This is a genomic window from Legionella nigrisilvae (assembly GCF_977063395.2).
The window spans coordinates 58,109-83,160 of the sequence record NZ_CDRUGZ020000041.1 but is presented as its reverse complement, the minus strand read 5'-3'; the positions used below and the strand labels follow the sequence as shown (position 1 = coordinate 83,160).

The window sequence follows — 25,052 nt, the reverse complement described above, 5'->3', positions numbered from 1 at the left end:
CTGACCTAAAATGAAAGTAAACAAGTGAAAATTTCCCCCTCTTACTTGCCAAAGAGACTAAAAACCTAGTTCTCTGATTAATAAACCCATACTTTATTAATCACTATTGTGCTATATTTTGATTAATAAAATATGAGGTTATTAATCATGAAATGGAATTGGCAGCTTGAAAATTGGCCAAATTTTACTTGGGACTCAGATAAATTAGTTATGTTTGAGCAATCTTTTACTGAGAATGCAGGTATTATTATTGGTTCTTCGCAACACATTTCTCAGGAAGGTAAACAAAATTTATTTATTGATTTAATGTGTACAGACGCTTTAGATAGCTCTGAAATAGAGGGAGAGCATTTAAATAGAGATAGCGTGCAATCTTCTATACAAAAAGAGTTAGGCTTGTCTGTAAAAGTTCCAGGAGCTAGCTTGGCAGAGCGTGGGATCGCTAAAATGATGGTTAATTTATATCAAACGATTTCTAGCCCACTAACACATCAGATTTTATTTGAATGGCATCAATTTTTAATGGGGGCTAGCCAGCATTTGGAACATATTGGTCAATATCGTAAGCATGAAGAAGCAATGCAAATTGTTTCTGGACCTGATTATGATCGAAAAATCCATTTTGAAGCCCCTCCCTCAACACGTGTTCTGGCCGAAATGGATCAATTTATTAATTGGTTTGAAAGGAGCTCTCCAGTCGGAGCAGCACCTTTACCGACATTAACTCGAGCAGGAATAGCCCACTTATGGTTTGAGAGCATCCACCCTTTTGAGGATGGGAATGGAAGAATAGGACGAGCTATAGCAGAAAAAGCTCTATCACAAGGATTTTCAAAACCAGTAATGACGGTATTGGCAAAAGTATTATTAAAAAAGAGAAAGGAATATTATCAGCAATTAGGTTTAGCAAGTAAAACTTTAGACTTAACCTCTTGGTTAATTTGGTTTGCTAACATTGCTTTGGAAGCGCAACAAAACACTTATTTGTATATTGATTTTATTATTAAGAAATCTGTAATTTTAAGGGAGGCGGAAGGGAAAATTAATCCAAGGCAAGAAAAGGTGTTATTAAGATTATTTCATGCTGGGCCTGAAGGATTTGTAGGCGGTTTAAGTGCTAAAAATTATATGAGCATAACAGGCGCGCCCATCGCTACAACAACCAGAGATCTAAATGATTTGGTTAAAAAAGATATTTTCAAACGAACTGGGGAACTTAAAGCGACTCGTTATTTTTTAAATCTCGATAAGGTTTAAATAGAGTTTGCTGATTTGGTAATTCTAATGCCTAGCCTCACTATGATAAGGGAACGAGATAATAAATGAAAACATTACAAGTAGGAATTATGTCACGAGATAAATTTCAGAGTATTCTGGCGCATATGACTCAACAGCAACAATCGCAAACATCAGTCCAAGTTTAATCATGTATTCGGGCACCTCCAATTGAGCAATCAAGCCGAATGACAATGAATTATTAGTGACATCAGTTAAATCAAAAGAGCATGGACTAAGCGTGAGGCTTGCTGTCCTCTTGGATTTATATATGAGCACAAATTAAACATAAAGATGGAGCATTTTCACGCAGAGAGAAAACTTGTTCATGAGTAATAAAAAGGAGTGGCCTTCTTGCTTAGATTTTAAGCATGATACTTTTGAAAAATGGGAAATAGGTACTTTGAATACCTATACCCACTTTGAAATACCTATACCCTTAATAAGAGATTAATGAGAAGAAGGGGACGGAGCGTCTATTTCCTTTTCGGAGCACGATGATGTGTGAGTCTCTTCATTTTCTTCAGTAAACGACAATTTGATACCTTTGGATGAAAATATACTGGAAAATTGACTTAATAACTGAGCCATTCCTCCCAAACCCTCTAATTGTTCACTAAAAGATTCAATCACCGTATTTAAGGACTCAAGGGCTTCCAAATCACGATTTACCTCGTCAAAATTTTGCATAGCGGCATACTTCTGCTCTAATGGGCGTATTTCTCTTAGTAATTCATCTTGTCTCCTCAGGCGTTCTTTGTATTTCCTGCTTCCATTATTAATCACTGGAGTACTTCTTATTTCTTTCTGAAGATCAAAGAGTTCAGCTTTAGCCTCAATCAATTGTAGTTGGATATTTAGGCTTTCCAAGGCACTGGCTTTAATAAGGTCGTAGTCTAATTCTTTAACATCTACACGGGATAAAAGTTTTTCCAAATTCTCAAAATTTTGGGAAGTGGTAATATTTGCTTGTCTTTGTTGTGCTCGACTAATCTTGGAGTTTAATACCTTGGCTGCGATTTGGAGTTTTTTGTTTATCTCAACTAGATTAGGATCTTGTCGCAATTTTCTTACTATATCTCCCAAATATTTTTCTTCTAAATGATTCATCCGCTTCATTAAAAAACGTGAACTCGGATCCTGATCCTGAACATTCTCCAAAATATCGAGTTGGTATTCAAAGCTTTGTATTTGGGATTCTATACGGTTTTTTTCGATATCAGTGAGGGTTTCTTTTTCTAAATAGGCTTTGAGCAAAGGAATTAATTTTTTAAAAAAGTCAGCGGAGTCAATTGTTTTCTCGCGTGTCATAAAAAGCGCTTTGTATAGAGGGTGAGCTTCCTCTGCCAGGATAGAATAAACAAGAGGCAGGCCTTTATTACCGGGGGCAAAAAGAGATGCGCCGTGTTTAATAAGAAGAGAAAGACATTCGCTCATCGGGGTAGAGGGGCTATCCAATTGCAAGCACGCATGCACTGCAGATGGAAATTGAATTTTGCGGGCAGAGACGGTTTGCTGATTGATATCGATATCACCATGCGTCAATATAAAATCGAGCAAATTTGCATTACGTGTCTGCAGCGCAACACTCATATATTTTTCAGCACGTAGTAGGTAAAAGGCGGAAGTTAGCAAAGCAGCCAATTCAAATTTATTTTTGAAAAGTAACTCAGGTAATAAACTGGCCTCTAATTTTTGTAGTTCGCGGCGTATTTTCTCCAGCTGCGGCAAGTATTTCAATTGGATCGTTTGTTCATAGAGCAAATTGATCTCGTAAGTTTTCGCCAGTAATTGCTCAATTTTTTTAGCCTGAATTTCAATAGGAGCCTTGCTTAGTTCCTGAAAATCAGTACTCAATTTCTGAATTTCTTCTTCTACTTTATGACGCGATCGATTTTGAGATGGGGCAGAGGGGTGGGTTTGCCGAGTTCTCTTTACTTCTTCTTGTTCAATTTTGCTTTGCAACAGAGGACTATCTGGTAAAGAGGCGGAATCTTGAATATCATCCATCTCCTCTGACTCAGGGGCAGCATGTGGAGTAGAAGCCAGGGGGTGGCTATTTTCAAATGGAGTAGTATCCATTTTTCTCAGGGCACGCACCGTTGATTCATGAAATTTGAGAATTCCTGCATAGCTTGTAGAGCGGATAAGCGGAAGGAGTTCCCTTAATATCTCACAGGCTTCTTCTGTTATTTTTAAAATTTCGGCCGTTGAAGTTTCTGTATCAAAGTATGTGCTGAGCTTTTCATCACAATCCTGGTAACGTTTTTCAAGCTCTTTAATTTTTTGGTGATGTTGTTGTCTCACCTTTTTTAATAAAGGCTCTGTATGATTTAGGGCTAAGATGAGTAATTGTTCCCTGATGTTTTTGCTGTCTACTACCTTATAGCCATCTTCAGTCCATTTTTCGAACGCAATGTTTTGGTTTAATTGATCAAACGCATTAAAGTACACATGGAGCCGATAGGTTTCACCAAGGTATTGAAATTCAGCTGTGTAATGATATTGACTTAACTTGGGGTTATCTCGAAATTCATTTTCATAAATACTGATGTGATGATTGTCCAACAGGAAGTTTTTTTCCCCGTCTTTTATAAGGTAATGACCTTGTGGGAGCTCAAGACGATAATAAGCGTGTTGGCTGCTTTTATTAATGCTTAATACTAATTTATGTCCATGAGGTAATTCAACATTTGCCTCATTATGAAAAAGAAAATTAAAAAGGGTGTTTTTTGCCATTTTTTATCCTGAAATAAAGTGCCATCTGTATAAAAATTTTTTAGTAAAAAATGTATGCTTCTGGTTATTGATAATTCGGGTTGGCTAATATATACGCTTTTATCTGCTAATAATCAATAAGTTCGGTAATGTTATTTACTATTAATCAAATAAAAAGACACTTTCTTGCAGAGAGATTTTGGATTACAACTCAATGGCATGGTTAAAATAAAAAATATCAAAGAACCCCTATTGGCGGAAAACCAGAAGAGGGAATTCTTAAAATTTAACGGGTAGGTTTATAAAGCTTCCCATTATCCGTTTGCTTTGCAGATAAAGAAACCAGCATTTTCTCGATTGCCTAATATGAATATATTTAGTGGATTTAGTGGTTTTAATTTAGCTGCCCTAAACTTAAAGAGTGAGATGAAGTGTTAGTAAGTCTTATGGACACCATGATACTCTGTGGTAGGATAATGAAAATGCTTATCTATTACAAGTAAGAGTTGGTGTAATACCTCCATAGAATATTTTAAAAAAATTTTTAGTAATCTGCAGATGACAACATCTAACTTTTTATGCCTTCACACCCCGCATTGCTGCAACCCATCCTACAAGAGGAGGCATTTATGTCTAGAGCGTTTTTAGTATAAGGAAAAGCTTTGCCTGATGGGAGCCGTATGAGTCGAGAGATTCACGTACGGTTCTGAGAGGGGTGGGCGGGGAAGTTCCGCCGGTCTATTCACCCAAATGCGAACTGGGGTTTTATCCAACAAACTAGTACTTAATAATAGGTCAGCCCTCAATTATCTCTTAACTGTGTGTCCAGATCATCCATTAGACCTCGTTATATGTGGTTTTTAGTCTCGGTCTCTGATTTAATTTCATCCTCAAAATGTTCCGTATAATAGTAGGTAGGTTGATAAGTTGGACAATAAGCGAAAAAAGCTTGGCTAGGGTACCAAAAAGATGGAGTTACTGATGCAGCCATATACGGAGACTCCATAGTAGGTTGAGTCGGTGATTTTTCCTCTTTGGTTCTAAAATGGGTAGAACTTGTCTCAACCGGAGGATTGTATAAACCAGATTTAGGTTTATATTCAACAGCCTTGGGATTCATTTTGCCTGTTGTTTTAGGTTGAGAAGCATTCGAGGTTAAATCTTCTTGTGTAACCGAAGTAGTTGTTGTAAAAATCACATTATTATCGGAAGACTGTAAGCTTGAATGGATAGCAGTAATCGCATTAACTGGTGCATTTACTTTTCCAATTTCCCCAGGTCTCTGTTTATTCTGCTGGGTCGATTCAAAAATAGTTATTTTCTTTGGCTCATTTTTTATTGTTCTTTTTGAAATGACCGAATTTGATCCATCCATGTATCCTTTTGGATTCCAATAAGGGCTAACCCTGATGATATATTTATCTTGCCACTTATATTGTAAACACCTTACCGCTTCATAAACAGCGTTTTTAACCGGAGAGAAAAATTGGACGTCATTCATGTCTCTCGGAGTCAATTTACCGAAAGCTACATGAGTCCCACCCCCATGCGAGACCACAATTTTTGTTTCCTCATCTTCCCAATTTTCAACAACATCTTCTATTATCCCTTCGACCGCGTTTTTAGGCGCACCATGTAAGTCTATGGTAGTTCTAGAAGATTTTACATTTTCAGAGTAAACAGAGTCTTTAATGTGCTTACTTATCTTACTATTGAGGCCATATTTTTGAAGATAATATTCCATCAATGTGACATTAGGAAGATACATATTTAATGTCAAACCTAATTCTAACATTACTGTTATACCCTCTTTATTAGGTTCCATAGAGTGCAACATACGAAAGTAGTTATCAATATTAATAATCGCTTTATGGGTTTTAAAGACCTCCAAGGCAATTTCGTGTTTTCCTACTTCACATAATCTTTTAAAAATCCTAAAAAGGACATCCTTTGAAGCGGAAGTGAAATTAGTATAGGCATTATTATAAATTGCAAAAATAAGATCCCAATCTAAATGCTTTTCACCAAGCAAATTAACTATTACTTGATCATGGACTGCAGGATAGTTTAGCGCTGTCGGAAGATAAAGAAAGTTATAATATTTAGTTTTCATGTCCGCAAGAGATAACATTTTGAATTCATCGACATGAATGGTTACGGACTCCTCAAAATTTGAATATATTTTTTTATTGAATAAAGGAGATGGAAATAGATTTATAATGGTTTGTAATTTAGGATTTGGACACTGTTTATGCTGGGGCTTTATATTTGTAGGCATTTTTTTATGCTGAGGTTTCTCTCCTCTTTCGGATTTATTAGCTTGCTGATGACTCTTATTAATCCTTGTATTTTCAGATTCAAAAAATTGTTTCATCTCTTCGCTGTAATTTTTTAATGTTCTAATTTGACGTGTACCATTTTTTAAATTACCTTCTTTGAGAGCGGTAAAGCTAACTTTATGCAACTCATCGTTTGATACAAACAGTAGGCAAAACAGGTTGTACATCTGCTCGATGCGAATGTAAATGGCTATATCGTTTGTCTTCTTCGCATCCGTAGCTAAATGTTTAATTAATTCTGTCAGCATCGCTGCATCAGGAGCTAGTTTGTCACTCGCCATTTCTATTAAAACCTTCGTCTTTGAAACCGAATCCACTGCCTCCGTTAAAAACTTGTCTTTATACCGTATAAATAATTTCGACTCATAATCTACTTTCCCTATATCAAACGTATGCCACGCAGAATATAATTGCTTTATTAGGTCATTAAGCATAACTAGCCTCATATTTCTAAAACATAACTACTGTACTATATCTGTAGGCTCTGTTGCAAAAGGATTCAATTCTGGCATTTAAATCAAAAGGGGTATGACCTCGAATAAAGAACTGGCGAACTTAAAGCGACTCGTTATTTTTTAAATCTTGTAAATGGAGTTTGTTGAATTGGGTACGTAGTGAGTGTCCAATCTAAGTGCCTCGCAGGGAGTTCCAAAATTGAACTTACTGAGCTTATAATTTGCCAGACATTGTAAAATTATATTTGTTCTTTATTTATAGTTGGTATCGCAATTACTTCAGCAGACTTAATTACTCCCCAAGACTTCAAAACATAATCAGTAATAAGCTGCATGGGTTTTCTTAATCGTTTAATATCAACAATAATATACCCAGCAGTCACATCATTACTTATCTTATGGTTCATTAAACGCTTTAAAGCATAAGCAGGGATATCCAGACTTTCTATGAAAAGAGAGTCCACTATTATCTTCGTATTGTCGCGCAGCAAAATTGAATAGGGCACGTAGTATTTTTATGGCCAAATTGACATAGGCTTTACCACGTTCTGGCCTAGCAAGCGTAGCTCGTATTAGACGAAGTCTTAATACGGGAAAATAATCTTCAATAAAAGCCGATACCCCCCAATAGATTTTTACATCCAACCAAAAAATAGTGTGGAGCAATAAAGTCATTTGACCAGATTTTCTTATAAAAACAGAAATTTAGGAATCCCAACTATTTAATTCTTCTTTTTGGAGAGGCTTTGCCGTCATTTCTAGCAAGCGTAGTCCAAATTAGCGTTGGGTTATGTTGAGGCTCCAAAAATCCGTATTACGCTTTCGCTAATACGGGCTACGGTACTACGGAACTGGATTTATAAATGTGTACAAATCAAACATAAAAGTGGAGTATTTCGGGGCAGTGTAGGAACTTGAGCATGGAAACAACCTATTTGCTAATAAATAGAGTGTTTTTTTGCTAAGAATTTGAATATGATACTTTTGAAAAACGGGAAATGGGTGGTTTAAAATTCCTATACCCCGCGACAACGGTGTACTAATTTTACTCAGATGAAGAGCTGAGTTAATAACGGATATAAGCTATTTTTTCTTGAAATAATAAAAGTATTAATATATTTTGGGATTGATGACAATAATAAAAGGATGTCAATGTAAATGAAAAGATTAATACCCGCTTTAGGATTGTTAGTTACCAGTTGCGTTGGTTTTGCAGATAACTTAGCGCAAAATCACTTATCTTATACGGATGTGCAATTATGTACAAACGCCTATAATGAACTCTGGTTTAGTTTTGAGACTATTAAATCAGACATGCGTAATTCCCCACCTGCTGAGCAGGTCCCTGTATTCACAGCAGCATTTACCCCAGTGCTGGCCCCAGATTTCCAATTCAGTATTTTCAATCTACCACTTCCTCCTGACTACACTACTATTTCGCCACCAATTCAGGTAACTGGAGTTAGTGATTTGGCAAATGTTGCTGCATATGGTATTGGAAATTACGGTGAACATCATGTAGCTACCCCATTTAGCGTTAAAGAGATATCTTCGTCAATTATAAACCTAACACATGTATATAGAATGACGACAAGAGATGTGGATTATACGCGCGATGCCGCTGTTGAAGGTGGATGTACGGTATACATATCTCAAAAAGAGGCTGTCTGTACCGTTACAAGTACTGCTGCTTTGAACTTTAAACGAGTAGCGGTACTGAACAGTATAGTCGATCATGTGGTTTCTGCCTATACTATCCCAGCTCCTCAATGTGCTTCGTGGATATCTGCTCCTTTCACATCTTATGTGCAGTAAAATTACTCTTTAATAGCTAGGTGGGATTGAAGTCCCACTGTGTCACAGTATCCATAAAACCAACTTGGCTCGTGTCCCATTGGTTTGTGCTATCGGAATCTGTTTTCTTAGAAGGTTTTCGGGTTTAGTTCCACTTAAACCTTTTCCATAGCGAGATTTGATGGGCTTTAGCGAAACTCAATTGTTGCACTCATTGTCAGAAGTTGAGCAGATAACTCATCTAATGAAGACTCATGATGCTTATGATAATGCGGTAACCATATAGATAAAGCCTCTTTTGTGGGCTTGCCGCACAGCTGATCCGTAGCAAGCCAAATCTTTTTAAGCGGTTCCAATAATAAACCAGGCTCACAAGTTTTCTTTTTACCTGGTAGTATACTGCCACAGGGGCGATGAAGTTCAACCATATCGGATAGGGCTCTGACTGTTCAATCAATGGCCTTCTTTTTACCTCGACAAATTGCAAGCTATCATTCTCTAAAGGTAGTAATTTTTTCCTGATTTGGTAAAAGCTTTATTAAAGAGCTTGTCTAGATAAGTATAAAATGAAATTCAATTTCAAAAATTGTCGGAGGGTGGAAGGGGGTGCCGGGGTCACACGGGAAGGGTCATCCGGTGGCGCATAATTCTCTGAGTTTCTCTGTCAGTCGATTTGAAGGTTAACTTGCTTTCGGATAGTGGATAATATCATGGAAAGTGGCTGTTTCAGGCGTAAGATTTCGGTAGCCATGAAGCTGGTTAGCATTAAAACGAATACCTTCACCATTTGAGAGTTTTTGCCACGCCCCATCTACTAAAACTTCCATATTACCTTGAACCACTACTACATGCTCAACCACACCATCTCTATGAGACGGTGATAAATGTTCACAGCCTGGTAACAATTCAATAACAAATAGTTCAAAATTTAATTGAGGTTCAAAAGGAAAAAGAGGTAGAACTCGGATTTTTTTATCGTCATGATGAATCGTTTGTACTTGCCCTGTACGATACATTGCTTGACTAGAAATTGAGTCTATTTCCTCAATAAACGAAGAGAAGGAAGTTTCGAAACCCGTTGCTATTTTCCATAAAGTAGCAATGGTTGGGCTTGATTCTTCACGCTCTATTTGCCCAAGCATAGCTTTGCTTACCCCCGTGGCATGGGCTGCTTTGTCCAAGCTCCAACCTTTCTTTTGACGTAAATCTTTTAAGGTCGTTGCGATATGTTTGTATATATTTTTCACAATAATCCACCTAAGCGATTGTGCGTTATGGCGCACAATGATAATATAGGGATATTATGCGTTATAACGCACATATTGTAAATTTTAAACTTAGGAGTGAAAGATGTCTACCGAGTTCCAAAACAAGTTAGTTGCAGTACTTAATAAAAGTATTGATGCTGGTAAAGTTATGAATGCTTTGGCTCATATGTGTATTGGGCTAGGTTCAGCCATTGGTCAAAAGGATTTGAGACTAACTAATTATAAAGATGCTGAAGGTGGTTCTCACCCTTTTATTTCGGAAATACCCTTTATTATCTTGTCCGAAAATTCCAATAAAATAAAAAAATTACGTCAGGCAGCTCTAGCGGAACATATTTTATTAAATGATTTCACAGATACAATGACGGTAGGTACTTATCAGGAGCAAATAGAACGGACTGCTCAAACAAAAGAAGACGATCTAATCTATTATGGCATCGTTTTATTTGGTAATTGGGCAAAAGTTACTGAGCTCACCAAAAAATGTTCTTTATGGCGATAAGGAAGAGATTATGTCCGATGAAAATAAAATATTAAGCAAAAGCGCGCAAAGCGTACAGCAAGCTCTGGCTAAGAAAGGCTTCGCTTTTGAAGTGCTTGAGCTTTCTGCTAGTACCCGTACTGCGAATGACGCTGCAAACACTATAGGGTGTGACGTAGCACAAATTATGAAATCCTTGCTATTTTATTCTGCAAAAACACATCAGCCTGTTTTAGTATTAGCAAGTGGTATCAATCGGGTGAATGAGAAAATCATTGAGCAATGGGTGGGAGAAAAAATAGTTAAAGCAGATGCTCAATTTACGCGTGATATAACAGGCTTTGCTATTGGTGGTGTTCCTCCTGTAGGGCATAAACAAACGATTACCCATATTCTCATTGATGAGGAATTACTGCAGCATAATGTTCTGTGGGCTGCTGCTGGTACGCCTAATGCTGTTTTTAGCTTGAATTCCAGCGACCTTGAATCGCTAACTCATGGCAAAATCATTGCTATTAAATAAGGACATCATGCGAAAAATATTTTGGGATAATCCTTATCAATCTGATTTAGAAACTCGCGTGGTTTCAATTGATAATAATTATATTTTATTCGAAGAAACAATTGCATTTTCTTTTTCGGGAGGACAGGAAAGTGACCATGCTTATGTTAATGGACTCCTTGTTATTGACTCTAAAATAGAGGGCAATCTTATTTATTATGTACTCCAAGATGGGCATAACCTTAAGCCTGGTGATGTAGTGACAATGAAAATTGATTGGCCTCGACGATATAGGCTTATGCGCCTGCATTTTGCTGCTGAATTGATTCTTGAGCTTGTGACACAGGAATTTAAGCTTGAAAAAATTGGGGCACATATAGCGGAATCTAAAGCAAGAATAGATTTTTTCTGTGATAAAAATATTTCTTTCTTATTTGAAAATATGCTGAGTGATTACAATAAGATCATACAACAAGATCTAAAGATTAAAACAGGGTTTAGTGACCTCAAAAATCAAAGACGTTTCTGGGAAATCGAAGGATTTTCAAAAGTCGCTTGTGGGGGTACCCATGTTAAATGTACTTCAGAGGTTGGTCTTATTGCTCTTAAAAGAATAAATATTGGGGGTGGGAAAGAACGCATTGAAATTAAATTGTTAAACGATAATTCAGGGTTAAACCTTTATCCAGATACTTCCAAGTCGTATAAAAGCTCTTAATAATAAAATGAAATTAATAGCGTGTCGAAGTGGCTAAAAACCACCATTTTCTAATTCGTAATAAAAGGTCGGAAGTTCGATTCTTCTAAGCGAAATAGTAAAATCAATAAGTTAAGGTAAGTTCTTTGTTGAACGAGCTATTCTTAATTTTAAAACATTTCATTAAACGTTTCTTTGATATATTTTAACATTTAATCAACAGTATCAATTGAATTCTATTAATTTTTTAATGGTTATTTTATATCAAAAAAGATCTCTCTATCTTTGTAAATAATGGTACTAGCAAATACAATCAACACTAAAGTCTGAATACATTTGGTCACAGGCTCAACCATAAATGCTTCTTGTGAAAGGTTAGCGTTAAAATGAAAGAGTATTGCTACTGGAATGCTATAGTTATTCTTTTTCCATAACCAGTTAATGATAAATGCAAATGGAATAACACCCATTATAAAGTTAATAGCGAACAATGGATTTAAGTGCAAAATATTATAGTGATAACTATGATTAATAAAAAATAATGGCAGATGCCATACTGCCCACAGTACCGAAAAAATAGCAGTACTATTAAAATAATTGAATTGGGCTGACAAACTATCCATCCCATACCCTCTCCAGCCTAATTCTTCAAAACAGGCTGCCAAAAATAGAATGAGAAGAGTAGGAATCCCTGCTATATGAAATGAAAAGGATTGTGCAAGTTTAAATTGGTCTATTGAAAAGGAAAATAAAAGTGATATCAAGATAGAAATAATCAATGAAAGAGGTGGAATCAAGATTAGATAAATTAGTGTTTCTACCTTAATCAACCGTAAATTAAATAATTTGTTGAGAAATTGTCTTCTAAGCGCGTTGCTTTTAGATGAAAAGATGAATAGTAGCGCCGTGATGCAGGGAGAAAGTAACCCTAGTAAAAAAAACAACTCTTTTCTATTTTGAACTTGTATATAATTAGAAGAGAACCAGAATACCCAAGTTAAAATAAAAACAAAGATAAAAAATTGCAAAGGTTTATATATATGACGAACTTCTGCTTCCATCATCAATGCATTTCCCTATTAAACGAAATTTAAGTATAACTTTAAATACAATGGCACGATATTGAATCATTGAAGAAAAAAATTTGGAAAAATTCTAGGCTAATTGAATGAACCATTTTAGTACCTACAAATTCGCTTTGTTGTCTTCTACTAATTTTTTCTACGGGTTAAGATTTTTTGTGTGCAGCTTGCGCCGTTTAACTTCCGTATTTATCTTCTTGTGTTTAGTCACTTCCTCTCGGTAATTTCTTTTTGATAAGCACGATAAAGCTATTTCTGGATCTTTAGAAGTGGTAGGTAATACCGCAAAAGACATGAAAAAAAGATAACGCCATCAACAAGAAGAAAAATTTTTTCAAAAGTTCTTAGTGATATTGTTTAATATGATTTGAATTATGATAGAAGTTTTTCCTGAGGGAAAAATAAAATTTTTGTCGTAATTCCTTATTTCAACATCCATACTTTAAAAATATAAAATTGTTAGAATTCAAGGTCGATCACATGCCAGGAACAAGTTTATTAGCATTAATTGATGATATTGCTACTGCATTAGATGATATTGCAGTTATGACCAAAGTAGCTACTAAAAAAACGGCCGGTGTGCTGGGTGATGATTTGGCATTAAATGCCCAGCAAGTAATAGGCATTCATGCTCATAGAGAATTGCCTGTTGTTTGGGAGGTGACTAAGGGCTCTTTACTTAATAAATCAATACTAATTCCCGCTGCGCTTTTAATCAGTTATTTGTCACCTCCTCTCGTGAACTTCTTATTATTATTGGGTGGATTATATTTGTGTTTTGAAGGATTTGAAAAAATCATCCAAAAAATTTTCCCTCATAATCATTCCAAAAAGATAAAGCAAGAAAGCATCGACATGGATCTATTCGAAAAAGATAAAATTAAAGGAGCTATACGCACTGATTTTGTATTATCAACTGAAATAATAGTAATCACACTAGCCACTGTCGTTACTACTTCTCTTATTAATCAGGTGGTTGTATTAATTCTTATTTCACTCATTATGACTATTGGTGTGTATGGTTTGGTAGCCTGTATCGTAAAGTTGGATGATTGGGGTTTCATTTTGCGTGATAGAAAACAGCCGATGAGACAAATAGGAATTTTTTTAATAAATATGGCTCCGAAATTGATGATGCTTTTAAGTGTTACAGGAACAATAGCTATGTTCTTGGTGGGGGGAGGAATTATCGCGCACGTCATCCCAGTAATACATCATTACAAAGAATCTACTACTTCTATTGTCTCTCTGGGTATTGATTTTTGTTTGGGTATCATCGCTGGTGGATTGGTTACAGTTACTTTTTTCATTTTTAATAAAATTAAAGCAAAATTAATAAGATAAAGATGGAGGTAAGCTATAGCCTTTTTGGTAAACCGCTAGGGTTTAAGCTGTGCGTAACTAGATTGATGAAGAACATATGAATATAAAGTAACTTGCGATGTAACGATTCTGCAACTTATTGCTTATAACTGCCTAAAACAACACGGATACATTTTACTTTTTTAGAAACCTGCTACAGCTAATCCAATGGCCATTAAATGTGGAATGCTTAATCCATGGGGGCTCGAGATAACTTCAACAATACCCAAAATAGTAACACCGATTCCACCATTAAAGAGCGATTCTCCAGCGATTTTCATTTCTAAATTCTTAGGAGTCTCTAGAGTTTTAAAATGCTCATGACAGCAATCGGATCTGTGGGAGAAATAAGTGCGCCAAAGAGTAGGCAATAGATAAAAGAAAGAAATTTGAATATTGATTACAATAAGTAGCCAATATATTAGCAGACTACAATGACGGTAGAGACTAGTGTACTGATGAGAGCCAATACAGCAATAATGATTTTCTGCTCGGCAAGTTGGTTAATATTAATATGAAGCGCTGCAGCAAAGAGAAGAAAAGCCAACATGCCATGTAGTAATACGTCATTAAAATTGATCTGCTCCAAAAAAACTCTGGAATTTGAGATAATTTCAGGCCAGATAGTACCAGATACGTTCTGCATAAAGAAATTAGTAGGGCGATCGCCAAGCCCGAACTTCCTATTAAAATAAATCAGTTCTTTTATGAAGGTGCGGCAGGTTGTTTCAGGGTTGGAAATAATCTGTCTGTAAATATTACTAGGACAGATTCCGGCTTCTGCTGCTTCAGATAAAGTTTTAAAAAAAATATTAAAAAATCCTGTCAATTTTACCTGAACTAAACCAGTAATACCCAACAACATACTGCTACTTTCAAGTATTTTTGTTGTAGGAATAAAGTCAGACAATATTAGGGCTAAATAAGCAGCAAATATAGCTAAGATTAGAAATATTTTTCCATTTTCTTCATAATTCATCCAAGTCTATTTATTGAGGGTTTAAAATAATTATTTCTGCATAATTGCTTTTGGGACTTCTTGCATAATTTTGGATGTAACCGTTACTTGCGGAATAGGCTTAACAGAGCCAGAAATGTAGCCCGGGTTAGCGACAGCGAAATTAGGTTTATGCGCGGGAGATCCCAAGTTATGCTGTCGCTAACCCGGGCTACACGACTAATTGCTTTTAAAGATATCAGTTATATTAGATTGATTATCCGCTTTTGGTTCATTATCATGTTCCTTCTTAATTCCCTCAAGTTTTTGTTTAGCTTCGGAAAAACTAGGTTTCAGATCTTTTAGCTCAGTTTTAGCTGACTTTAAAGGATCATTGGTTTTAGTTCTCAAGGTGCGGAGTTTTTCAATCCAACCCTTCACCCAACCAACAATACCCAACTCTAGTAAGCCAGGACGATTATCTTCAATTGCTTTAATATTTTCTTTTAAATGGGCTAACGTTTCTTGACCTGACCTTAAACTAGAAGTTTTAATAATGATAAGCATATTTTCTGCAGCATCTTTACGAGCATTATACGATTTCAATAATTTTGGATTTTCATCAGGTTTTTCAACGGGATTTTTATCTAAAATGTCTAAATAAGTTTGGATTTGTTGCTGGACATTCTTTAAATCGTTTTCATGAGGTAAATTTGTTAAAAATTCATTTACTGAAGTCTCTCTCATCATTTTTTTAAAAAAATCCATAAGGTGGTTATCCAAAATCTGTTTATCTTTAAACTTTTCTGGTTTAGTACATAAAAGAGCTAATTCAGCCTCTATCATTTCCTTAGGACTCTTGGCCTCTCTTATTAACTTAAACACCTCTAGTCTGCGGTTTATCTTTAATTTCAACCTCTCATCTAATTCCTTTTTCTTAGTCAAAAACTCTTCTTGAGGAGACTCGTCAGGTGGCTTTTCCAGCTCTTCCAGCTCTTTTCTTATCGCCCCTATCTCATTTTCTAATTTACTTACCTCTTTATTTAATTCTGATACATTAAGGTTTATTATATCGACTTCATTATCGAGATACTTAGTTAGTATCTCTCCTGCGACTCTTATTTGATCAACATTTTCTTTTATTAAATGAGCAACAGCATAAGCAAATGCTCTCTGAGGAGTCATTTCTTTTTTTACTAAATCCTCCATTTTTTGATTCTTTTGCACACCAGTTATAGTTGTTTTGACTTCCAGGGTTGCATTCTTTTCCTGATGTGGCCCTTCAATAGCCTTATTAATTCCATCCCTTATTATTTGGCGAACCTCTTGGTCTTGATTTCCATCTTGCTCCCTTAACGTTGCTTCATTGGCTAATAACGTTAAAGCGGCAGTCACCATTTGACTCATATAAAACCGCTGCTCCGCCTCTTCATCAGAATCGAAAGATAATTCACCACGGTAAATGTTTGCTATGTCCTCAAAAGCAATATCCGTTTCTGCAAGTAAACTCGTCATTAAAGGAAGGGTCTCCTCAACAGTTAAGTCTTTTCCATCATTTAATGGTACGTACTTATCATATAGCAACCGAGCTAAATTTACTGCGACTTTGTAATTCCCCTCTCTTAAGGCATCAATATATGCTTGTGGCTTAACTAATTTCATTTGAGTTTGTAATTGGGAATGAAAATTTTCTGCAATTGCCTTAGAAACATCTGCCCCTTTTTCTCCAAGCGGAGTTACTCCACCATGTCCATCAGCAGCCAATATTGAAATAGGCTCTTCACCAACTTCAGCTACAATCACAACAGTATTATCCGTTGAGCCTTTCCCACCTGCAAAGCCTTTAGATATTAACGCTTCTGCAATATCATCTGGACCACAATCAGGATTTTTTGCAATAAATTCGCTTAAAGTGTTTGCAATATCAGTCGATGTTAACGCTGGAGTTTGAAAATGTTTATTATCTGTGCAAAGCCCATCAGATGCTGCAATTGCAAACACCCTATCGCCTTCTTCTAACTGAATTACCTCACGTGTGATATCGGGCTCATGCGTTAGGCCATTTTTTTCTTCCTCTTTGTCTCCTATGGAGCGGCTAACTCCTATTTGTATTTTATTTCGATCCGGATTTTCATGTAATCGATTGAGTTGCTTTTCAAAACGTACCTTCCCATCAGCACCAATAATGACAAAAAACGTAAGACTATCGCCAACATTGCAGGTCACTCCATGCAGTTGTTTTTTCTCTGGATCAGTCCATGCAACCAGTGAGGTTAAGGTTGAACCCACTTCTTGTTTGTTTCCATGATTTTGTTGCATAATCCTGGCCGTTTCTTTTAATGAAAAGCTCTGCTCTTGCTCAGATAAGAGATTAAATCCAGGCATCGTCTCCCCAGACGCATCATCTTCTTGATGCCTCAGGTGAGTCATTTGGGGGGGCTTTCCGAATGCTCCTTGGATTTTTGCAAGACCGATAGGGCCATTTCGTTTTTTGGTATCACCCGGCAGTTTAAAATTGTAACCATCAATTTTAATCTGTGACATAATAAGAACACCTCAAAAATAAATCAATTTATTTAAATATAGAACAATATGGTGCGTAAGTAAGGAAATAAAGTCTTATTTTTTTAATTGTGTAGGTCCAGTATGAGTTGCAGCAGTCAAGTAGGGTTCGAACAAAATAACCCTCTCTACTTGCATGCATTTGCTTTAAACCCTCCTGTCAAATCAGCACTTGATTACTTGCAAAAAACGGATGAGCCCCATGTGCGTTCATGGAGTTTATTTAAAAAATATGGGCTCAATTTTTAGTTGCTAAAAATCATTATGAATATAGGTCTTTTAGCCTTTCTGAATTAAATGAAAGCATAATGAGAGTAGAGTTTGTCCGAAAAATAATCTTTTTTGTTCTTGGTGGTTTGGAAAATTCTGAAACAATTTTGATAAGAGCCTCTTAAAGAGGCTCAATAAGAAGAAAAAAACATAAGTTTGTCCATTAACGTCCACCGAGCAATAATATTAATAAAAAGATTACGAACAAAGCTTCATAATTCAAATAGCAACAAATTGTCCGGGAATTAACGGCCATCGTTAATCAAAATGCGAATTCGTGGCTATGTGAATGATCGGATCTGCATGCATCAGATAATATTGTAAAAGGATAAGTGACAAACATAGAGGCCAGTGCAAATACTGATGCAATTGAAGCAATCGCGATGGTTATTGAGCTAATGGCAGGCAAAATCGGAACTACAGTTGATAAAACGAGGCAAGCACCAATTCCTAAAATAAGGTCATTTGGATCGGGGTTATCAGAGTCCAGAAAGGCTTGTATCGTTAATCGATAGGGGCAGATAGAAAATTTTGCGCATTCCCAAAAAAATGACCCATAAAAATTGGTTAATGATTTAGTTGCTGACATACATCACTCTCTATTACAAGTTTCAATCGTAACGGATTATAAATCAATTATTTAAGAAGTATATCGCTGGGATTAAAAAATATTCATATTTTGTAAAAACCAAACTTAGAAGGAAAATCAGTTGTTTGGAAGTTCTTAGAGGAGAAGCAAATTAATCTAGCGGGTTTCCTGGTTGGTTTGGAACTACACAGTTCATAAAATCAATTTTAGGTTGGGTAGATAAGGTGATCTATTTCCAGGAAGGGTTACCACAGATTTGACTAGCAAGTTGAAATAAAAATCCATTATTTAAAAAATTCTCGAATGAGGTAATTTGTAATTAATGCAGAGAAGAGGGCGATTCTCGTTTTCATATTTACGTAATGTTTTCCAACTAAAATCACCATATTTTCTCCATATATTAATTCTCTGAAACGACGCAATTCATAAGATCTCTTATCACTGCTATGCATTTCTAAATAATGTTCAAAATTATGAATGGATACGTATGTTATCGTAGGATAACTATCTGTTGATGGTATTTTTCAATGAATTTTTCTAATCCCTTATTAATCAAGAGGTAATATTTTATTGTTAATATTGTAAAAGCCTTGAAATTACAAAATAGTGAATTAAAAAGTAAATATTGCTTGAAAAATCACTCTCTTCGGGACAGCCTTTGAACGCAAAACGAAATGACAGCATTGTACCATTTCAATAAATGCGATACATTTTTTAAGAACTAGGCGTTCACAACATAAGGAAATGTCGTGTTATTAAAAACCATAACATACTGTCGCTTAGTATATTTTGGGAAAAGGGAAAAGTGGACTCAATTTTTATTTATCTTTTTTTCTCTTATACCCTTAACTTATGCTGATCCGTTACCCCCACTTATAGTGGCAACAGAAATGTTTAATCCTCCTTTTATTATGCAAGGAGCAAACAAACAATTATTTGGTTTTGACATAGAAATGATGGAGGATATTTGTGAAATAATTCATCGTAAATGTATATATCGCTCTGAATTCATGGAAAATACTCTACTCTCAAGTATAGAAAAGCATGAAGCTGATATCGGAGTTTCGTCCATTACAATCACCTTAGAACGAAGTGAACGGGTCAACTTTTCCTATCCCTATCTTCCAAGCGATGTTCAATATTTGGCTTTAAAAAAATGGGCAGCAATTCCCTTTTCAAAGGATGTACTTAATGAGAAAAAAATAGGTGTCCAAGTTGGAACTATCTATGAACAAGTAATTAAAGAGTCAGGCTTATCTGATGTGCAGATTATAAACTATAGCTCGACTAATCGGCTAATTAAGGCTTTGGGTCAGGGAGAGGTTGATTTTATCTTGCAAGATGCACTGGCAGCACAATACTGGATTACTCAAATTCCAATCTTTACTACATTTGGAAAGCCTTTTACTTATGGGTATGGTTTTGGTATTGCGGTGAATAAGAGTGACAAGGAACTATTACAACAGATTAATAATGCACTTGTTGAGTTTGAAGAAAATGGTCAATTTAAAAAAACTTATGATAGATATGTTGGAGCAGGAAAATAGCGAAAAATTTTCGGACGATAAGAAAGAATAGTTAAATTATCTTGTCTGAGTACTCTTCTGATCAAGGGCTATACAAAGAAAAAGTTTGTCCGTAGTAATTTCATTTGTTGAAGAAAGTTCCAGAGGCAAATCTTGGAGTATGGATTTTTGGACGAACGATCCTTAAAACAGTTCCTTTCTCGAGTCGAATAATTATTAAAGATCTAAAATAGGATGCAGCTGGGCTGAGATTGGAGCATCTGTTGTTCAAGGATTGCAACACATTGATCCACCAAGCGTAAAATCATTTCCGCTTTACTTTCAGGCGGCCTAAAGCCAAAAAAGCGCAAGCTAAAAATAGATGAATTATTCGATGCGTGTTTCATACCTGCTTTTAACGCTTCCATCATCGCCATGACAATTTCGTTGAAAGAGCATGTTTTGACTTTTTCATTGTTGGTGCCATTAAGAAAAATCAGCATATCACTTACAGTATCTTTGATTTTCTCAATGTCTTTTTCAGTGATAGAGGTTCTTAGAGCATCGCTTTCATCATTGGAAGTCATAAGAAGAGAGACAGCCAGTGCTGAACTTGCGAGAACATCGGGTTCGCGTGACAGGGTAAAATCAATCTGATTATGCTGGGTATAGAAGTTCAGAACTTCATATAATTGTAATAATAGAATACCGATACTTGCGATTTTATTGAGTCTATCTTCTATTTCAGGTAAGGAGTTAAGTGCAAAAACATGTATAAAGTACATTATCTTAAGCGGGTTTACTGATTCCAAATTCAGATTTTTTGTTATGAGATAATGGTTGAAAAATTCTTGAGCTTCATGTTTAGTTGCTTCTCGATCAGCTTCCAGAAAACGTTTGCACACCAACATACCGTGATGATTGCTAAGGCTTAGTATGTATTGCAGTATTTCATTCGGCAAGTTATCAAATGGATTTATAGAGTCGGTTAGTAACGTAGTTGTCATGAGTAAACCATTGAGGACTTGTCGGATTTATTAAGCAGCAAATGTTATCATGATGAATGATAATTGCACAATCTTTGCAAAGTAAAAAACTTATTAATACTTTATTCAAAGGCGGAATCACTAGGTGTCCTAATAAAAAAATTACTGGATTCTTCTATAATATATATTATTTGTTCTTTGAGATTGGCTATGCTAACTGCTCGAATATTTTTTTTTGAAGCACTCATAAAAAGTTTTTATTCTCACTATATTTATGAGAATTCCTTAGCAAAAAAGTTACAGAAAACGAGAGCTCGACTTGATTTATCCTCTCTGGAAAAGGATTTTGAGATCTGGAAACACATCATACAGACCTTGGATTATAATACCAGATTAGAATATTTAGAGTGCCACAAGTTACCTGACAATAGAGTAACCAGTGATTTTATCAAATTATTAACAACGGCTTTAAAAAAAAATACACAATTAAAATCACTGATTTTAAAAAATAACTTCATTGGAGATACAGAAGCCCCCTTTATTGCGGAAATGTTACAACATAACACGACTTTAAAAGAAATTGATTTAAGTAACACCAGTCTTGATGTGAAAGGGATAACTAAAATTGCAAACGCGCTACAGGATAATACAAGTCTTAAAATATTAAAACTTGGGGGTTGTAGTGTTGCAGGAATGACAAATAGTTTATTGGAAATATTAAGCAAACATCCCTCGCTTGAGGAACTTAATTTAAATAATTGTGGTTTACAATTTGATGATGGTTTAAGCCAGCTTTTAACGGAGAGTGATTCTTTAAAAAATTTAAACCTGGGAACAAATTTTTTTGGCAATTACTACTCAGATTATTTAACAAATGGATTAAAAAATAATAAAAATTTAATAAAATTGGATTTGGGAAGTTGTGGTTTGGATGCATCTTATCCTGAACAATTAGAAGCATTAACTAAGGCTTTAATGGTTCACCCCGCTCTAACCCATTTGAATTTGTCCTCAAATGGCCTTGACTCTACAAAGTATCCTGTTGCAGCCGAACTCGTTAAAAATAACTCTTCTCTCACACATTTGAACTTATCGAAAAATACGATGGACGACAAAGGTGTTCAACATTTGGCGACTGCTCTTCAATCTAACAACGCACTGGCCACTTTGATTTTATCTAAAAATCAAATCAGTAATGAAGGATTAAAGCATCTAAGTGAGGCACTTCAACAAAATAATACGCTCGTTCATCTTGATTTAGCCCAAAATAATTTTAACTCGGTTCGAAGCCTATGCGATTCTTTGCAGAATAATATTTCGATAACTGCAATTGATGTGGATAAAGAAGCAATTTTAGATAACAGCATCGAGGAACTAGAACTTCTTTTAAAAAGAAATCAACGGATAAAAAGTACTTACCTCTTAGTATTAAAAGAAGCAGAGTCCAAAAAAGATTTCCATGGAATGATTCGTGTTTTAAAAGAAATGAAACATGAATTCCAAAACAAGGAGGATAAAGTTTGGACTCCTGCTCAGCTAGGAACTATTTATAACGCTTCGCTGGAATTTATTAAATTCAAATTAGGCGAAGAGTTAGCCCAAAATCAAAATAAAGAGCAAAATTTATTATATTTTATAGACATCTATGTTAAAGCAATCCCACTGTTAAATGATCTTCAGCCTCGACTGTTATCTGCCTTAACAAATTACATAAATACAACAGAACTCACAGAAAACGAAAGTAGACGGTTTATGAAGTTACGAACTGTTCTTGAAGGAGGTATGTTCGGAGATGAATCCATCGATGAGGAGACCGTGAGTTCTTTTAAAAAGGTTATGGATATTCTAACAGAAAAAATAGTTTCCAATTATGATGAAGTAGATACAGTAAATAGGTCTAATTCCGTTACTCCATATAAAAAATATTATAATCAGGATGATTTTATTGAAAAACAAAGAGGAGATGCCCACTATGAGTCACTTAATCGGGCTCGTCTTAGATTTACAGGTCTTTGTGAATTAATTTGTAATTATATTATTAAAGAAGATCTCTTGGGATTTTCTGCTCAGAACGAATCCTTAGATTCTTTTGATTTAAACGGACTCCTTCCTCAAAATTTAAATGATATTCATTTGTTGGCAGGGCTGTATCAGTTAAATAATGATTGGGTGATTGGAAGCCATATTTTGGATACCAGTAGTTCTGCTGAAAAATTTGCCGCATATTTTTTGAATAAATACCCTTACTCCCTATTCACGTTCTCAGAAGTAAGTTCAGATAAAAAACAAGTGGATGCTGCATTGCTCTCCAATAAATTAGCTGAACTGAAGGTGGGAACCTATATAAAATTTAAGGTTTTTTCTAAATCCTTTGGTAAAATGGAAGGACATTCCATGTTAATCAAAAAGAACCATGACGATACCTATTCCTTTTTTGATCCCAATAAAGGAGAACAACTTCAATTATCTTCTCTTGAGCTTTGCGACAAATTAAACAAATCAATGAAACTATATGATGGTACTCATATGGCCTTTCTTGACGGGATTAAATACATTAAAAGTTTAAGACCAGTGTCCTCCAATCCTTCTTTATCACGAACCCATTTGGACGTAATGAAAATAGATCCTCTGGATCGACGCGAAAATATTGATATTATTTACAATATATTATCCAGTTCCTTATTTTACAATGAGGAGAAAAACTCTCCTCGCTATATCAATGAATTAAAGAATATTCTTAAACGAATTGATTATAATAACGAATCAAATATTGTAAAAAATCTAATTGAAATTAAGAAAATATCAAAAATGGAACCTGATGCTGATGAGAACACCCATGTTCAAGGACTGAGAGCCATATTGAATAGTCCTACATCAAACACTTTTGCTGCTATACGTGAAAATTTATATCAAGATCCAAACATAAAGGAAATAATGGATGAGCTGCATTCTCCTGAACAAAACCTGGCACAAGGATAAACTTATCCAGTTTTTCTGCGGTATGACTAGGATAATTTTTCCTTAAATGAGGCTTAAAAAATTTTTTTACAAATCCGGGTTAATAATTTTCTTTTCTTTATTTAGTGGTTCCAACGGGACGAGAAGCCATATAATCACATATGCAAGAAAAGCCGCACCTCCGGCTAAGAAAAATACAATAAATAAAACACGAACCCAAAATGGATCGAAGTTAAAATATTCTCCCAAACCGCCACAAACCCCTGCAATAATTTTATTATCTCGTGATCGCCAAAGTTTTTTATAAGGGGGATCCGTTTTATTCATTGCCTCTCCAATTTAATTTCAGAAGTCCTCTAAAGAGTATAGAAGATTTTTTCAATAAATTGGTATCATCAATCTTGCTAAGATTGTTACTGTTGTTTTTTTACTTCTGAAAAGCTTGATTCAAAGCAAAATTATCTCGAATATTAAGAAAATAACTAGGCCTTTTATAAAATATAATATCGCAATCCCAATTGAATCTGATTACTGTATAATGTATTAAAACTTGTTGGTGTTCCAATTAAACCAATATTAAAAGGACCTCCGGTATCATAATGTCCAGTATTGGAAAATTTACCCAGATCCACAAATTGATAATTAAAATCAAGTAACAAACGATCACAGAGAGCATAAGCCAATCCGGCGCCTACCTGCCAAGCGAAGTGATTGACGGTATGACCGAATTCATTTTGCTGTACGAAAGGCCAATAAATACTATTGGTTGTATTAGAACTCAGGCCGATACCAGCCATTAAATAAGGCATAACTGGTAGGTTTAAATCAAAGTCATAATAACCATTAGCCATAACGGTATAATTTCTGAGTTTCGCAGTACCTATTTCAGGTGCATCATCCGTTGCTTGGAATGAAATGGAAGGGCGATAAGTAAATGTAACGTCGGTTCTCAATTGCGGCATGAATCGATAACCAATCCCAACATTATAGCCCAGTCTGTCTTCTATATGCGTATCGAGCGCACTGATTGGAGTATTTGAAAGATAACTCGCAGTCATTGCCGAGGGGTCATTAAAGAAGTTATAACCTAAATCACCTCTTATATATAAATTTCTAATTGGTGTATCTGTTCCCATGGTCCCTGAATATAAGTTTCCTGCAAAAATAAGACCCGAAATAATATAAATTATATTCTTTTTCACTAATTATCCTTAATTTGTAAATACTTACTCATACTATAACGAGATTAATTTAATGATGTAAACTGTCGCT

General features: G+C 35.3%; 21 protein-coding genes and 1 pseudogene. 8 read left to right on the top strand and 14 right to left on the bottom strand.

Annotation, left to right across the window (positions count from 1 at the left end; translation table 11 throughout):
* Positions 1-147 precede the first annotated feature (147 nt).
* On the top strand, positions 148-1,257 hold the full coding sequence (locus tag ACWTE2_RS26400) for a Fic family protein (protein WP_454785100.1): 1,110 nt from the start codon (positions 148-150) through the stop codon (positions 1,255-1,257).
* Between the two features lie 468 nt (positions 1,258-1,725).
* On the opposite strand, the gene ACWTE2_RS26395 is transcribed toward ACWTE2_RS26400, so the two are convergent.
* The 4 genes and pseudogenes from ACWTE2_RS26395 to ACWTE2_RS26380 form a co-directional block, all read right to left on the bottom strand.
* Positions 1,726-4,014 (bottom strand): hypothetical protein, encoded by a 2,289-nt coding sequence (locus ACWTE2_RS26395; RefSeq protein WP_454785099.1) that lies wholly within the window; start codon positions 4,012-4,014, stop codon positions 1,726-1,728.
* Between the two features lie 826 nt (positions 4,015-4,840).
* Complete coding sequence (locus ACWTE2_RS26390; protein WP_454785098.1) at positions 4,841-6,766, bottom strand: hypothetical protein; 1,926 nt, start codon at positions 6,764-6,766, stop codon at positions 4,841-4,843.
* A 260-nt stretch (positions 6,767-7,026) separates the two neighbouring features.
* Positions 7,027-7,233 (bottom strand): annotated as a pseudogene (locus ACWTE2_RS26385) (integrase); the annotation flags it as partial.
* Positions 7,184-7,462, bottom strand: a complete 279-nt coding sequence (locus tag ACWTE2_RS26380) for a hypothetical protein (protein WP_454785399.1) — start codon at positions 7,460-7,462, stop codon at positions 7,184-7,186. The gene ACWTE2_RS26380 and the pseudogene ACWTE2_RS26385, both read right to left, overlap by 50 nt.
* 483 nt (positions 7,463-7,945) lie before the next feature.
* Here ACWTE2_RS26380 and ACWTE2_RS26375 point away from each other — a divergent pair, with 483 nt between their 5' ends.
* Positions 7,946-8,602: a hypothetical protein gene (locus ACWTE2_RS26375; protein WP_454785097.1), complete on the top strand. Its 657-nt coding sequence runs from the start codon at positions 7,946-7,948 to the stop codon at positions 8,600-8,602.
* Positions 8,603-8,769: 167 nt separating this feature from the next.
* Here ACWTE2_RS26375 and ACWTE2_RS26370 read toward each other — a convergent pair whose 3' ends face one another.
* Complete coding sequence (locus ACWTE2_RS26370) at positions 8,770-9,009, bottom strand: hypothetical protein (protein WP_454785096.1); 240 nt, start codon at positions 9,007-9,009, stop codon at positions 8,770-8,772.
* Positions 9,010-9,261: 252 nt separating this feature from the next.
* Positions 9,262-9,828: a helix-turn-helix domain-containing protein gene (locus ACWTE2_RS26365; RefSeq protein WP_454785095.1), complete on the bottom strand. Its 567-nt coding sequence runs from the start codon at positions 9,826-9,828 to the stop codon at positions 9,262-9,264.
* Between the two features lie 103 nt (positions 9,829-9,931).
* Between ACWTE2_RS26365 and ACWTE2_RS26360 the strand changes: the two genes are divergently transcribed.
* Genes ACWTE2_RS26360 through ACWTE2_RS26350 form a run of 3 tightly spaced genes read left to right on the top strand, consistent with a single transcriptional unit; the run spans position 9,932 to position 11,550 of the window.
* Positions 9,932-10,351, top strand: coding sequence for a DUF2000 domain-containing protein (locus ACWTE2_RS26360; protein ID WP_454785094.1), 420 nt, complete (start codon positions 9,932-9,934; stop codon positions 10,349-10,351).
* A gap of 10 nt (positions 10,352-10,361) precedes the next feature.
* Complete coding sequence (locus tag ACWTE2_RS26355; RefSeq protein ID WP_454785093.1) at positions 10,362-10,853, top strand: YbaK/EbsC family protein; 492 nt, start codon at positions 10,362-10,364, stop codon at positions 10,851-10,853.
* A 7-nt stretch (positions 10,854-10,860) separates the two neighbouring features.
* Entirely contained in the window at positions 10,861-11,550 is a 690-nt protein-coding gene (locus tag ACWTE2_RS26350; RefSeq protein ID WP_454785092.1) for an alanyl-tRNA editing protein, read from the top strand.
* Positions 11,551-11,783: 233 nt separating this feature from the next.
* Here ACWTE2_RS26350 and ACWTE2_RS26345 read toward each other — a convergent pair whose 3' ends face one another.
* Positions 11,784-12,593, bottom strand: a complete 810-nt coding sequence (locus tag ACWTE2_RS26345; protein WP_483099546.1) for a CPBP family glutamic-type intramembrane protease — start codon at positions 12,591-12,593, stop codon at positions 11,784-11,786.
* A 498-nt stretch (positions 12,594-13,091) separates the two neighbouring features.
* Here ACWTE2_RS26345 and ACWTE2_RS26340 point away from each other — a divergent pair, with 498 nt between their 5' ends.
* Positions 13,092-13,955 (top strand): DUF808 domain-containing protein, encoded by an 864-nt coding sequence (locus tag ACWTE2_RS26340; protein WP_454785090.1) that lies wholly within the window; start codon positions 13,092-13,094, stop codon positions 13,953-13,955.
* A gap of 161 nt (positions 13,956-14,116) precedes the next feature.
* Here the strand turns inward: ACWTE2_RS26340 and ACWTE2_RS26335 are convergent, their stop codons facing one another.
* The 4 genes from ACWTE2_RS26335 to ACWTE2_RS26320 all read right to left on the bottom strand — a co-directional run bounded on the left by ACWTE2_RS26335 (position 14,117) and on the right by ACWTE2_RS26320 (position 18,331).
* The gene (locus ACWTE2_RS26335; RefSeq protein ID WP_454785089.1) at positions 14,117-14,254 is read right to left on the bottom strand and encodes a hypothetical protein; all 138 of its coding nucleotides are present in this window, start codon (positions 14,252-14,254) and stop codon (positions 14,117-14,119) included.
* Positions 14,255-14,394: 140 nt separating this feature from the next.
* Positions 14,395-14,952 carry a hypothetical protein gene (locus tag ACWTE2_RS26330; protein WP_454785088.1) on the bottom strand — a complete coding sequence of 186 codons (558 nt, stop codon included), beginning with the start codon at positions 14,950-14,952 and terminating at the stop codon, positions 14,395-14,397.
* 198 nt (positions 14,953-15,150) lie between these two features.
* A complete protein-coding gene (locus ACWTE2_RS26325; protein ID WP_454785087.1) occupies positions 15,151-17,454 on the bottom strand; it encodes a hypothetical protein in 2,304 nt (767 codons plus the stop codon).
* A gap of 550 nt (positions 17,455-18,004) precedes the next feature.
* Entirely contained in the window at positions 18,005-18,331 is a 327-nt protein-coding gene (locus tag ACWTE2_RS26320) for a hypothetical protein (protein ID WP_454785086.1), read from the bottom strand.
* A gap of 749 nt (positions 18,332-19,080) precedes the next feature.
* On the opposite strand from ACWTE2_RS26320, the gene ACWTE2_RS26315 reads away from it, so the two are divergent.
* On the top strand, positions 19,081-19,878 hold the full coding sequence (locus tag ACWTE2_RS26315) for a transporter substrate-binding domain-containing protein (RefSeq protein ID WP_454785085.1): 798 nt from the start codon (positions 19,081-19,083) through the stop codon (positions 19,876-19,878).
* Between the two features lie 203 nt (positions 19,879-20,081).
* Here the strand turns inward: ACWTE2_RS26315 and ACWTE2_RS26310 are convergent, their stop codons facing one another.
* Complete coding sequence (locus tag ACWTE2_RS26310) at positions 20,082-20,843, bottom strand: F-box protein (RefSeq protein WP_454785084.1); 762 nt, start codon at positions 20,841-20,843, stop codon at positions 20,082-20,084.
* A gap of 189 nt (positions 20,844-21,032) precedes the next feature.
* On the opposite strand from ACWTE2_RS26310, the gene ACWTE2_RS26305 reads away from it, so the two are divergent.
* Positions 21,033-23,801, top strand: coding sequence for a leucine-rich repeat domain-containing protein (locus ACWTE2_RS26305; RefSeq protein WP_454785083.1), 2,769 nt, complete (start codon positions 21,033-21,035; stop codon positions 23,799-23,801).
* Positions 23,802-23,867: 66 nt separating this feature from the next.
* Here the strand turns inward: ACWTE2_RS26305 and ACWTE2_RS26300 are convergent, their stop codons facing one another.
* The gene (locus ACWTE2_RS26300) at positions 23,868-24,107 is read right to left on the bottom strand and encodes a PspC domain-containing protein (protein ID WP_182393074.1); all 240 of its coding nucleotides are present in this window, start codon (positions 24,105-24,107) and stop codon (positions 23,868-23,870) included.
* A gap of 164 nt (positions 24,108-24,271) precedes the next feature.
* Positions 24,272-24,982 carry an outer membrane protein gene (locus ACWTE2_RS26295; RefSeq protein WP_454785082.1) on the bottom strand — a complete coding sequence of 237 codons (711 nt, stop codon included), beginning with the start codon at positions 24,980-24,982 and terminating at the stop codon, positions 24,272-24,274.
* Between the last annotated feature and the right edge of the window lie 70 nt (positions 24,983-25,052).